Source organism: Nocardia pseudovaccinii (assembly GCF_050942345.1).
GTDB lineage: Bacteria > Actinomycetota > Actinomycetes > Mycobacteriales > Mycobacteriaceae > Nocardia > Nocardia pseudovaccinii.
The window spans coordinates 1,023,250-1,035,627 of the sequence record NZ_CP192074.1; the positions used below are offsets into that span (position 1 = coordinate 1,023,250).

10 protein-coding genes are annotated in these 12,378 nt (G+C 66.6%); 2 read left to right on the forward strand and 8 right to left on the reverse strand.

Annotated elements, in window-relative coordinates; genetic code table 11:
• The first annotated feature begins 123 nt into the window (after nucleotides 1–123).
• Nucleotides 124–1,410 carry a DUF5933 domain-containing protein gene (locus tag ACQPZ2_RS04690; RefSeq protein ID WP_433527324.1) on the forward strand — a complete coding sequence of 429 codons (1,287 nt, stop codon included), beginning with the start codon at nucleotides 124–126 and terminating at the stop codon, nucleotides 1,408–1,410.
• Nucleotides 1,411–1,417: 7 nt separating this feature from the next.
• On the opposite strand, the gene mnhG is transcribed toward ACQPZ2_RS04690, so the two are convergent.
• From mnhG to ACQPZ2_RS04730, 8 genes are all read right to left on the reverse strand, one after another.
• Entirely contained in the window at nucleotides 1,418–1,750 is a 333-nt protein-coding gene (gene mnhG / locus ACQPZ2_RS04695) for a monovalent cation/H(+) antiporter subunit G (RefSeq protein WP_433524459.1), read from the reverse strand.
• A complete protein-coding gene (locus tag ACQPZ2_RS04700; protein ID WP_433524460.1) occupies nucleotides 1,747–2,007 on the reverse strand; it encodes a monovalent cation/H+ antiporter complex subunit F in 261 nt (86 codons plus the stop codon). Before ACQPZ2_RS04700 ends, mnhG begins: the two co-directional genes overlap by 4 nt.
• The gene (locus ACQPZ2_RS04705; RefSeq protein WP_433524461.1) at nucleotides 2,004–2,570 is read right to left on the reverse strand and encodes a Na+/H+ antiporter subunit E; all 567 of its coding nucleotides are present in this window, start codon (nucleotides 2,568–2,570) and stop codon (nucleotides 2,004–2,006) included. Before ACQPZ2_RS04705 ends, ACQPZ2_RS04700 begins: the two co-directional genes overlap by 4 nt.
• Nucleotides 2,567–4,171 (reverse strand): Na+/H+ antiporter subunit D, encoded by a 1,605-nt coding sequence (locus tag ACQPZ2_RS04710; protein WP_433524462.1) that lies wholly within the window; start codon nucleotides 4,169–4,171, stop codon nucleotides 2,567–2,569. Before ACQPZ2_RS04710 ends, ACQPZ2_RS04705 begins: the two co-directional genes overlap by 4 nt.
• A complete protein-coding gene (locus tag ACQPZ2_RS04715) occupies nucleotides 4,168–4,539 on the reverse strand; it encodes a Na(+)/H(+) antiporter subunit C (protein ID WP_433524463.1) in 372 nt (123 codons plus the stop codon). The genes ACQPZ2_RS04710 and ACQPZ2_RS04715 overlap by 4 nt, the downstream gene beginning before the upstream one ends.
• Entirely contained in the window at nucleotides 4,536–7,418 is a 2,883-nt protein-coding gene (locus tag ACQPZ2_RS04720) for a Na+/H+ antiporter subunit A (protein WP_433524464.1), read from the reverse strand. Before ACQPZ2_RS04720 ends, ACQPZ2_RS04715 begins: the two co-directional genes overlap by 4 nt.
• 111 nt (nucleotides 7,419–7,529) lie before the next feature.
• Nucleotides 7,530–8,837: a hypothetical protein gene (locus ACQPZ2_RS04725; RefSeq protein ID WP_433524465.1), complete on the reverse strand. Its 1,308-nt coding sequence runs from the start codon at nucleotides 8,835–8,837 to the stop codon at nucleotides 7,530–7,532.
• Between the two features lie 119 nt (nucleotides 8,838–8,956).
• On the reverse strand, nucleotides 8,957–11,215 hold the full coding sequence (locus ACQPZ2_RS04730; protein ID WP_433524466.1) for an AAA family ATPase: 2,259 nt from the start codon (nucleotides 11,213–11,215) through the stop codon (nucleotides 8,957–8,959).
• Between the two features lie 492 nt (nucleotides 11,216–11,707).
• Here ACQPZ2_RS04730 and ACQPZ2_RS04735 point away from each other — a divergent pair, with 492 nt between their 5' ends.
• Nucleotides 11,708–12,325, forward strand: coding sequence for a hypothetical protein (locus ACQPZ2_RS04735; protein ID WP_063044918.1), 618 nt, complete (start codon nucleotides 11,708–11,710; stop codon nucleotides 12,323–12,325).
• The last annotated feature ends 53 nt before the right edge of the window (nucleotides 12,326–12,378 follow it).

Genomic DNA, 12,378 nt, shown 5'->3' on the forward strand with positions numbered 1-12,378 from the left:
GAAGATCCGAGTCAAAAGGGTGGCAGCGTCTCCGCGGCGCGAGCGACGGGCCCGGAGGCGGTAGCGGAGCGTAACCATGGAGGGACCCGGGAGCGCCGCAAATCGAATACCGAGCGCTCGCGGATCTGGACGGCGGCCGCGATCGCGGCGGTGCCGGTGCTGCTCATCGCCCTACAGGTGGGTTCGATCGGGCACGATTTCGAGGGGCCGCTCGGCAGTCTGTGGCACGACTATGTCGGCACACCCAAGTCCATGTCGGTGCCGTGGGCCGGACTCGTTCTGGCCCTGGTCGGAATCTCCAAGCGCCGCAGGATGATCGCGGTCGGCATCGCGGCGGGTATCGACGTGGTGTGGGCGAGTGTTCGACTGCTGAGTGGTGAGTCGTTCGCCATCGGCAATGGGCCGACTTTCGTGCTCACCGGTCTGGCGCTGGTCGCCGGATTCCGCTGGAGCGGGCTGGAGCGCCGCAATGCGCTGCACGCCGCCGCGCTGGGCGCATTACTGGTGCTGGCCACCAAGGTCGGTGATGTGTGGCTGCACATTACGGTCGTCAGCCGGCCGCAGGTCTATGACGTCTACGTGGCGCTGGCCGACCATGCGCTCGGTGATCCGTCCTGGGTGATGGGCCGCGTGGTGGATGCGCTCGGACCGGTGGTCTACGCGGTGCTGCACTGGGTCTATATCGAACTGCCGGTGGCGGCGATCGTCGTCGCGGTGTGGCAGCTGCGCCGGGTGGTAACGAGCGGGGTGTGGCCGACCCACTATCTGGTGCGCACCTTCCTGGTGCTCGGACTGCTCGGTCCGGTCATCTACGTGATCTTCCCGGTGGTCGGCCCGATGTTCGGCTACGCAGCGGACGGCCACGGCATGCAGGTGGGCAACTTCTGGCCCGATTTCGTCCCGCCCATCGATCGCAATCCGGCGCCGCTGTCCTTCGACTCCTTCACGCCACGCAACTGCATGCCCTCCATGCACACGGCTTGGGCGTTGTCGGTCTTCGTGCACACCCGCCGGGACACGGACGGCTCGCAGGCTCCGCTGTGGCTGCGCTGCCTCGGCGCGTTCTGGTTGGCCGCCACGCTGACCGCGACACTGGGTTTCGGCTACCACTACGGCGTCGATCTGGTTGCCGGTGCGGTGCTGTGCTTGACCGTCGAATCCGCACTGCGCGATCCCGAGCGTGGCTGGGGTTGGTTCCGGATGCGCCTGGTGCTGTTCGGTGCGGTGATCCTCGCCGCGCTGTTGCTCTCGTTCCGCTATCTGGCGGTTTCGATGGCCGAATATCCGGTGCTGGCCGGGACTGTCGTGCTCGCGCTGCTGGCCGCTATGGCCGCGGCATTCCATGCGACGTGGTTTGCCGGGGCTCCGGTGCTCGAGGCGGAAGAGGTTCCGGTCGGCGCTGCTCGATAGCCTCAGCTCACAACGTGTTGTCCCGCAACTCGTTCACCCGCAACAGGCCGTCACGGTAGCGCTGCTCCCGATAGGCCGTCCGCCCGATCAGATGCGCGATGACCGGCGCGGTGAGCAGCGTGAACAGCCCGACCAGCGCCAGCAGCCAGATATTGCCGTGCCCGCGCAACTGGATCGCCACACCTTCCAGCACCAGGATCAGGCCTACGACCTGGGGTTTCGTGGCGGCGTGCATGCGCGAGAGCGTGTCAGGAAAGCGCACGATCGCGATCGATGCGGTCAGCGCGAGTGTCGCTCCGCTCAGGATGAGGACCCCGGAGGCCAAGTGCCACAGATTCATACGTCATCCCGAACGCGGAATCGGGATACCGCCGCGGAGCCGAGGAAGCCGACCAGCGCCAGCGCGACGATCGCGGGAACGACCGTGGTGTCGTCGCTGTAGGCGGCCCAGACCGCCAGGCCGGAGGCGGCGATGGCCATCAGCGAATCAATGCCGACAACGCGGTCCAGGGTGCTCGGACCGGCCAGGATGCGGTAACTGACGATCACCGCGGCGGCCATCAGCATGATGCCCGCCACCATCGCGACAACGTTCACGACTCCACCTCCGGAGTTGTTCGGGCCGAACGCCATTCGGTGGGGCGTTCGAACGACGAGATGAGCAGCCGCTCCAGCCGCCGGGTGATCCGGTAGAACGTGTCGACCGCCTTTTCGCTGCTCACGTCCAGGACGTGCACATAGAAGACACAGCGTTGCCGATCGATCTCCAGCACCATGGTGCCCGGAATCAGATTGAGCACATCGGCGCACAGCACCAGCACCAGATCGGATCGCACACTCAGATTCACCCGCAGCACACCGGAGACCGGCGGCGGCGCCGGACGGATCGCGAACCAGGCCACCTGCAGACTGGATTCCAGTGCGTAATACGAACTGACGACGATCAATTCGATCAGCGACAGCGGATGCAGGCGGCCGGATACCGGCACGCGCGGCAGCGGCAAGGTCAACATGATCAACACACCGACAACGAGACCGGCCAGCAGATTGCCCACACTGAGATCGCCCCAGAGCGTCAACCACACGATCGTCAGCCACAACAGCACGCCTATGCGCACGACCGTCGATCGATTCGGGACAAGGCGACGGACGGTGCTCATCGGGTCGTTCCCTTCGCATCGGCCTGCGAATTGCCGAGCACCGCACCGACATACACCGCCGGATTGCTCAGATCGTCGGCGGCGCGGTCCGCGATGCGCAGAATCGGACCGGCGAATACGGTCAGGCACAGACCGACCACGACCAGTGCCGCCGTCGAGCCGACCATCAGCAGCGGCATGCGTCCCGGATCGGTGCGCTCGTCATAGAGCACATCAGTCGAATCCTCCACCAGCGTCGGCGGTTTCGCCGCGGTGAGATGCCCCTCCGGCGCCTCGACGCGCGGTCGCCAGAAAGCCTTGCTCCATACCCGCGCCATGGCATACAGCGTCAGCAGGCTGGTCAGCACCGACCCCGCGACGAGCACCCAGGCCAGTACGCTTCCCGCCGCCGCACCCGCCTGCAGCAATGCGACCTTGCCGATGAATCCCGAGAACGGCGGTATCCCACCGAGATTCAAGGCGGGCACCAGGAAGAGGATCGCCAGCAGCGGACTCGCCGCCGCCAGACCACCCAGTCGTCGCAGCGATACCGATCCCGCCTGCCGCTCGATCAGTCCGACCACCAGGAACAGCGCCGTCTGCACCAGAATGTGGTGCGCCACATAGAACACCGCGCCGGAAAGGCCTGCGGCGGTGGAGAGTCCGATGCCGAACACCATGTAGCCGATGTGACTCACCAGGGTGAACGACAGCAGGCGCCGGATATCGCTCTGCGCGATGGCGCCGAAGATGCCGACCACCATGGTGAGCAGGCCGCAGACCAGCAGCACATCGTCCAATCCGCCGTCCGGGAACAGCAGGGAGTGCGTCCGGATGATCGCGTACACACCGACCTTCGTCAGCAGGCCCGCGAAAACGGCGGTCACCGGCGCGGGTGCGGTCGGGTAGGAGTCGGGCAGCCAGTTCGAGAGCGGGAAGACCGCCGCCTTGATACCGAAGGAGACCAATAGCACCGCGTAGACGGCCATTCGAATACCGTTGGGCACCTGGCCCATGCGCACCGCCAACTGGGCCAGGTTCAGTGTTCCGGTGGCCGCGTAGGCCAGCGCGATGCCGGTCAGGAAGATGAGCGACGACACCATCGAGACCATCACATACGCGATACCGGCGCGGATCCGGTCCGCGGTCGCGCCGACGGTGAGCAGCACGAACGATGCGGCGAGCAGGATTTCGAAGCCGACGAACAGGTTGAACAGATCACCGGCCAGGAATGCGGCCGAAACACCCGCGGTGAGTACGAGATACGTCGGTCGATAGATCGAGGTCGGCTGGCGCTCGTCACCGTCGCGGATGTTCTGGCCCGCACCGTAGACCGAGACGGCCAGCAGCACGATCGCGGAGACGAGCAGCATGGCCGCGGATAGTCGATCGACCACCAGCGTGATGCCGATCGGCGTACCCCAGCCGCCGACCTGCAACGCAGTGGTCCCGTCGCGATCGACCAGATACAGCAGCACCCCGCAGATGCCCACCACGACCGACAGCACGAAAATCATGACGAAGCGCTGGATACGCGGCCGCCGACCGAACACCAGCGTGCCCGCCGCCCCGAGCAGGGGCACCAGGACCGGTAGCGGCGCGAGCGTGGTCAGCAGACTCAATGCTCCGGATCCTCTGCCTCGCGCCGGGCCGCGACCTCGGCGTCCTCCGGATCGTTCTGCACGGTGTCGGTGGTGGTGAGGATGTAGGAGCGATAGGCGAGGGCGAGCACGAAGGCCGCCAGGCCCATGGTGATCACGATCGCGGTGAGCACCATGGCCTGGGCCAGCGGATCGGCCATATCGTTGCCCTCACCGCGGATGGGTGGCCGACCGTCCCGTCCGCCGACCGTCAGGATCAGCAGATTCACCGCATTACCGAACAGGATCATGCCGAGCAGCATTTTCGAGACCGCGCGTTCGAGGATCAGATAGACACCGCACGCGACGAGAATCCCGATCAGGATCAGCAGGGTCAGATTCGCACTCACTGGAAACGTCCTTGCGCCGAGGCGGATTCGTCCTCGTCGGTGGCCAGCTCACTTTCCAGGCGCGCGCCGAGGCTGCGCAGCACGTCCAGGACCAGGCCGACCACGATGAGATAGACGCCGAGATCGAAGAACAATGCGGTGACCACCTTGACGTGCCCGATCACCGGCAGCGTCACCTCCAGGATCGCCGACGACAGCGGCGGTGCGCCGAGCAGCAATGAGGTGCTCGCGGTTCCGGCGGCCAGCGCCAGCCCGCCGCCGAGCAGATGTCCCGCATCGACGGGCAGTGCCTCGCCGAGTTCGTAGCGCCCGCCCGCGAGATAGCGCAGCGTCAGTGCTAGTCCGGCGGTCAGTCCGCCCGCGAAACCGCCACCCGGCGCATTGTGGCCGGAGAAGAAGAAGTACACCGACAGCACCATGATGGTGGGGAAGACCAGTCGGGTGGTGACCTGTAGGACCATCGATCGTTCACGCCGATCCACCAGCCGCCCCGCGGGCAACCAGCTGATCAGGTCCGGATCGTAGTCCGGGGAGTCCACCGCGCGCGGCGCGCTGCCGAAACGTCGGCTGCGGAATACCAGCGATGCCACACCGGTCGCGGCCACGACGAGCACCGAGATCTCGCCGAGGGTATCCCAGGCCCGGATATCGACGAGCAGAACATTGACGGCGTTCTTGCCACCGCCGAATGTGTATGCGGCATCGGGGATCAGGCGCCAGATGGGTTCGGTGGAGCGGGCCGCGACCGCGAAAGCGGCCAGCACCGCGACCGACGCGCCGACCAGCGCGGACAGGATCGCCCGACGCACTTTGAATGCGGCCGTGCGGCTTTCGTCGATTTCGGCCGGGAAGGCCCGCAGCACCAGCACGAAGATCACCAATGTCAGTGTCTCGACCAGGAATTGGGTCAACGCCAGATCGGGCGCACCGTGCAGCGCGAAGATCACACCGCAGCCGTAACCGGTGACGCCGACGACGAGCACGGCGGCCAACCGGTTGCGCAGCACCGTCGCGGCCAGCGCCATGACGGCCATGATCGCGCCGATGGCGACCTGGAACGGCGAATCCCACAGGCGCAGGCGAACTCCGGTGCGTGTGCCGAGCGCGAGCAGCACCGTCGGCAGCAGGATCAATGTCACCAGGATCGCCGCCTGACTCAGCGGCAGCGAACCGCGCTGCACCGCACCGGTCATCCGCAGCGACAGCCGGTCCATGGCACGCAAGGTGGCGTCGTAGGCGCGGTCGGCATTGCCGAGCATGGTCGCGGATTCGCCGATGCGATCACGCAGCTGGAACACCACGATGCCCGCGCAGATGATCAGGATCGTCAGTGCCAGTGGGACATTGAAGCCATGCCAAAGTGCGAGGTGCGAATCGAGAACGCCGGGAAGGCTTTTCGCGTAGGGGCTCAGCAGTTCGTCCATCCATGGTGCGCAGAGACCTGCTACCGAGCTCACAACCGCAAGCAATGCGGGTGCGGCCGTGAACTGCGCGCCCGGCGCATGCCAGTGACCAGATTCCGAACAACCCTGCTCCGCAAGGCGCACGTCCCCGTGCAGGTCTCCACTTTTGGGCTCTCGGGACGGCAACTCCCTATCCGCAAAAGCTCCCCAAATGAACCGAATGCTGTAGCCGACGGTCAACATTGACCCCAGCACCACCCCGACGGCCAACGCGGCCCTGGCCGGTTCGGCAAGCACACCCGCATCCAACACCGCGGCCAGTGCGCTTTCCTTGCCCACGAACCCGAGCAGCGGCGGAATCCCGGCCATACTGAGCGCCGCCAGCACCGCGACCCCGCACAGCACCGGCGCACGCCGCCCCAGCCCCGACAACTCCCGCAGATCCCGCGTACCCGCCCCGTGATCGATGATCCCGACCACCATGAACAAACATGCCTTGAACAGCGCATGCGCCACGATCAAGGCCGCACCGGCCAGTGCGGCATCCGGTGTCCCCAGCCCGACCAGCACGATCAGGAACCCCAACTGGCTCACCGTCCCGAAGGCGAGCACCAGCTTCAGATCCGTGACCTGCAACGACCGCAACCCTGCCAGCACCATCGACGCCACGCCCAGCGTGAGAATCAGCGGATGCCAGGCCGGGCTTTCCGCGAATACCGGCGCCAACCGCGCCACCAGATAGACGCCCGCCTTCACCATGGCCGCCGCGTGCAGATACGCGCTAACCGGTGTCGGCGCCGCCATCGCACCCGGTAGCCAGAAGTGCAGCGGCACGATCGCCGACTTGCTCAATGCCCCGACCAGCAGCAGCACCACCGCGACGTCCACTGCGGTGCCCGAGGGCGGTCCGGCGAGCAGATCGGACAGCAGATAACTGCCGCTCACCTGACCGAGGATGACGATCCCGACCAGCATCGCCAGCCCGCCCGCCCCGGTCACCAAGAGCGCCTGGATCGCGGCCCGCCTGCTCACCGCCTGTTCGGCATTGTGGCCGACCAACAGGAACGACAACACTGTCGTCATTTCCCAGAAGACGAAGAGCAGCAACATATTATCGCTGGTGACCAGGCCGAACATGGCCCCGGCGAAGGCGACCAACTGGGCCGCGAACACCTGCAGCCGCAGTTCGTCGTCCTCGAAATACCGTGCGCAATAAGCCAGAATCACCGCGCCGATGCCGAGCACCAGCGCAGACATGATGGCGGCCAGCGAATCGAAGCGCAGCTCGATATTCATCTCGATGCTCGGCGCCCAACTGACCCGAACCCGCTGTGTCCTACCCCAATTCGCGATCACCCAGCCGAGACAGCCGAACGGTACGAGCGCGAGTACGTAGAAACCGTTGCGCCCCAACGCCCACACGCACAACGGTGCCGCGAGTGCGGCTGTCACGAGCGCGAGCAGGATTCCGAGCAAACTGCACTCCGTCGGGTAGTTGCGGCGGGGTGATACCGAATGATCCTACTTGGAGCCTGGGGGTTTCGTCGGCCGAGCGAATATGGCGTATGCCATCTCCTGCCGGGTGGGCTATATATCCGCTAACGTTTCGTCGTCGACGGATCGCCCCGGCCTGGGGCGGCTGCGCGGCCGGAATCGGCGCAACACCACCAACCCGAGGGCCGAACCGAGGGCGATCGCGAGCGCGGTCCGGCCGGCCAGCGCTTGATGGTCGGCGCCGCCGTTCAGCGGCCATTCGGCGGTGTCGTGCGGCAGGGCCGTGATGATCGACGGCAGATACAGCGCGGAAATGGCGAGCACCCCGCTCGGTGCATAGCGGGGACGCGCGGTGCCGCAGCAGTAACCGGCCGTGAGTGCCAGGACCGCGCTGCCCGCCGCGGTCACATAGCGATGGGCGTCGGAGGATTTCACCAGGGCGAATACCGCGAGTCCGGTGATCAGCAGGATGGCGATGAACGTCGAAGGCAGTCGGACCCCGATCAGCAGTCCGACGGCGGTGATCGCGATCAGCGCGGCGATGCTCCACCCGGGCCGCGGATTGCCGCCGATCGCTTCGGCGGCGGCTACCAGACTCACCGCCAGATACACTCCGGTGCCGTCGCGCCCGGGTAGCAGCATGGCCGCGGCGGTGGCGGCGATGATCGTCGCGGCGACCGCCATCCCGATTTCGACCGCATGACTGACGTTCGGCGCATGTTGATACTGCCGCGCCAGCCATTCGGTAATGGCCAGGATGACCAGTGCCAGCACCATCGATGCCAGGATCGGCGTGACCGGAAGTTCGACGGCGATCCGCGGCGGCTTCGATCTCTCGGGCTGGGACCGATTGCGCAGCGTACTGATGATCAGCAGGACCACCGCGATGCTGACGAGCCAGCGTGGCGGTGTCTCGAGCACCGCGTATGGATTGCCGTCGGCGATCTCCAGCAGTTCCGCGAGATCACCGAAGACGAAGAAGCCCGCGGCGCCGATCGCGAAGCCGGCCGCTGGACCCGGCCGGCGCAGCACCGCCGCGCCCAACGCGCCGAGCAGCACACCGGCCAGAATCGAATCCAGATAGTTCTGGGTGGTCAGCAGGTCGGCCGAGGAAACATGGCGTCCGGCGAAGTGATTGATGTCCATGGCGGTCGCGCCGAACAGTGCTGCCGCCCATGCCACCAGCGGCTTGTGGAAGGTGATCACCAGCACCGCGACGGCCACCGCGACGATCACCCCGATCGCGGCGCCGCGCGGGACGCTGTTGTTCAGGCTGGCCAACCGATACGGCGAAGTGTCGGCGCTCCAACTGAAGGTGATCGGCAGGAACATCGCGACGCCCGCGACCGCGGCCCCGAAGAAGGCCGTGATCGTGTCGATCGCATTGCCGATCTTGCGCACCTGGTCGAACTTACCCGCGCTCGACGCGGGAACCGGTGATTGCGCCCATATTGCCCGAATATGTCGGATATGCGGAAAATGCAGGAAGACAGCGATTACCGGAGGATTGCGACGATCGGCTATCTGCGGTTGTCCGCGTACCGGCGCAGCGACTCGACCTGCTCGGCATCGAGCGACGGACGCACCACCGCCCTGGCCGCCGCGACATCCCCGGCGGTGACATCGGCGGCGTCCACATCCCGGCGCATCGCGGCCAATGCGGCTTCACGCAGCAGCGCACTGCAATCGGCCGCGGAATAGCCGTCCAGATCGGCGGCGAGCGCGGCCAGGTCGACATCGGCGGCCAGCGGCACCGATTTCCCGGCGGCCCGCAGGATCTCCAGTCGGGCATCGCCATCCGGCGGCGGCACGAAGATCAGCCGTTCCAATCGGCCCGGGCGAAGCAGTGCGGGATCGATCAGTTCCGGACGGTTCGTCGCGCCGAGCACCACCACATCGCGCAGCGGTTCCACACCGTCGAGTTCGGTGAGCAGTGCCGCGACCACGCGGTCACCGACGCCGGAGTCGCTGCTCTGACCGCGGCGCGGCGCGAGTGCGTCCACCTCGTCCAGGAAGATCAGCGATGGCGCGGAATCGCGCGCGCGCTGGAACAATTCGCGCACCGCACGCTCGGATGCGCCGACCCATTTGTCCATCAACTCGGCGCCCTTGACCGCATGCACGCTGAGCTGACCGGTCCCGGCCAGTGCGCGGATCAGGAAGGTTTTACCGCAGCCCGGCGGGCCGTAGAGCAGTACGCCGCGCGGCGGACGAATACCGAGGCGGGCGAACGAGTCCGGGTGGCGCAGCGGCCAGAGCACGGTTTCGGTGAGCGCCTCTTTGGTTTCGACCATGTCCCCGACGTCGTCCAGGCTGAGGCTGCCGATCGCGAGTTCCTCGGTCCCGGAACGCGATAGCGGCCGGATCACTTCGGTGGCGCCGAGCAGGTCGGGTTGGGTCAGCTCCGGCTCCGACTGTTGTTTACTCGCCCGCGACGCTGCGCGCAGTGCCGCCTCCCGGCACAGCGCGGCCAGATCGGAAACCACGAATCCGGGTGTGCGCGAGGCGATTTCGTCCAGCTTCAGGTCCATGGTGGGTACCTTGCGCAACAGTTGCTCCAGCAGCGCCTTGCGTACGGCCGCGGTCGGCAGCGCGAGTGCGAGTTCACGATCGCAGAGATCGGGTGCGCGCAGCCGCGGATCGGCACCGGCCGGATGCGCGGTGGTAGCCAGCAGGGCCACGCAGGGCTCGGCGATCGCCGCGCGCAACTGGTCAAGGATAAGTGTGGCGACCGGTTCGGCCGGTGCGGGCAGCAGTGCGTCGATATCGGTGACGAGCAGGATTCCGCCCCGTCCGGAACCGATTTCGGCCACCGCGGCCGCGACCTCGCGCAGCCGTGCACCGCTTTCGGCCGCGCCGACCGTCGGACCATCCAGTTCGACAATGCGCCGCGGCGCTGCCACCGCACGCGCCAGTGTGGCCTTGCCGACCCCGGCCGGGCCGGTGATCAAGACCCCGAGATGCGGTGTGGCGCCGAGGGCCTTCAGCAGTTCCGGTTCGTCGAGCGCGAGGCTGAGCCACTCCTGGAGTTTCGCCGCCTGCCCATGCGCACCAGCCAGGTCCTCGACCGGAATGGCCGACTCGCCGACGGTCGCGGTCCAACCCGCGCCCGCCCCATTGGTCGCGGCCAGCGCCGCGGCTTCAGTGGCCCCACGCGCGGCCTCGCCCGCGGGTACCGGCAGCCCGGCCGCCGCCCGATCGGCGGAGTCCCGGGCCGCCACCGCACTCGCGCCCCAGACCACCGCGGTATTCGGCTGCACGCTCACCGGAGCGCGGCCGGGATCGGTCGCGGTGACGGTCAGCAACTCGGTGGTCCAGGCGATGCCGAACGTGCGCGAAAGTGCCTGGGTAGCAGCCGAAGAACTGATATCCGGACCGAGGTCGCGGGGCAGTAGCGATACCGCGTCGCCGACCGTGACCACCTTGCCGAGCAGCGCCTGCCGCAGCGTCGCCGCCGGAATGGTCCTGGTGGCATGCACCGAACCGCTCACCGAGATCTGCTTGGCGCCGTACACCGTCGCGGGCGAGACCACCACATTCGTGTCCTCGCGCAGCCCCGCATTGGACAGCGTGACGTCGTCGAGCAGTGCCACCCCGGCCGGTGTGCCTGACGGGGCCACCCCGACCACCGCGGCCGTGCGCCGTGCCCCGATCAGCGCGATACCGTCCCATTCTCGCAGGCCGAGCGCGGTCAGCGCCTCCGGATGTAACCGGACTACCCCGCGCCTGGCGTCTGCGGCGGAGGGATTCAGTCGAGCGGTGAGCGCGAGTTCTGCCACCGTGTCATTCTGCCCGCGTCCGGCCCCGGTTGGTCGGCGGTCCGTCGGATAGATCCGAGATTATGCGGAAAATCGCCGATGGCGAGTGCCCCGATCCGCTAATGCGCCCGGCAATCCGAAATTGTGAATGTACTCACGGAACCGAAAACAGTCGGGGAACGTCGTCGATATCACCGATCGGACGTGCAGTCGCGGCAGTGCGCTCTGGCCAGTGATTTCGCCCCGGAGACTGGTACGTCTGTCCGAGTTGATCGCATTAGTCGCGGCTAAACACGCCGCGGAGCTGAAGCTCGGCTCGAGCAAATGTGAAACATCACTCACGTTGCCTGAGTGCATCGCAAATCGAACCGCCGAGCTGCGGATAGCTAAATTTCGGCAATTGTCACGATTTCATGATTGACGAACCCCGGTGTGCGACAACGAATTCCGCGCGCTAACGTTCTGGTCCCGCCCCTTGTCTGGGCGGGACAACAAAGTGGAGGGAATTCAAGAATGAAGTTCGGAAAGATCACTACTGCTGTCTTCATGGCCGTCACCGCGGTGGGGATTACCGCGGCTACCGCCAATGGGCAGCCCGCCGTGGCGACCGATCAGCCGGCGGCAGTGACGAGGGGGGACGTGACTTCTGGTGTTGCACACGGAATCAACTACCACACAACGGTTTCCCCGACTGATAAGACCATCACCTGGGCGGTTGACAGCGGCCGGTTCGAGCTCGCCTCGGACGGCGCCGCAGTTCTGCTGAAGTCCGACGACGGCGCGACGGTGGACCAGGTGCCGCTGCGCTCCGAGGTCGCGGGCCTCCCGATCGCGGTGAGCCAGCAGATCAGCGCGGACGGCCGCACCGTCGCGCTGGCTTCGACGATGACCCCGGCGGACTCCGCGAAGCTGAAGGACATCGCGGGGCTGAAGGACATCAGCTCCTACGACCGGCTCATGGAGCAGGTCAACAAGAACCTGCCAGGCATCGTCATCGGTGCCGTCATCGGGGCTTTCATCCCCTTCCTGTGGATCATCAGCATCCCGGCCGGTGCGCTGATCGGCGGATACGTCATGGGCGGCCAGGAGTTCCTCGACGCCGTGATCGCGTTCGCCACCGGTCAGCCCTGATCGTCGCGCCATAAATAGAACGCGCGTACACAGCGCCTGCCCGCTGTGTACGC

What these genes read in the sequence shown, in the direction of transcription:
- ACQPZ2_RS04735 (WP_063044918.1), top strand. Translation starts at nt 11,708, where the DNA reads ATGAAGTTCGGAAAGATCACTACTGCTGTCTTCATGGCCGTCACCGCG.
- mnhG (WP_433524459.1), bottom strand. Translation starts at nt 1,750, where the DNA reads ATGAATCTGTGGCACTTGGCCTCCGGGGTCCTCATCCTGAGCGGAGCG.
- ACQPZ2_RS04705 (WP_433524461.1), bottom strand. Translation starts at nt 2,570, where the DNA reads ATGAGCACCGTCCGTCGCCTTGTCCCGAATCGATCGACGGTCGTGCGC.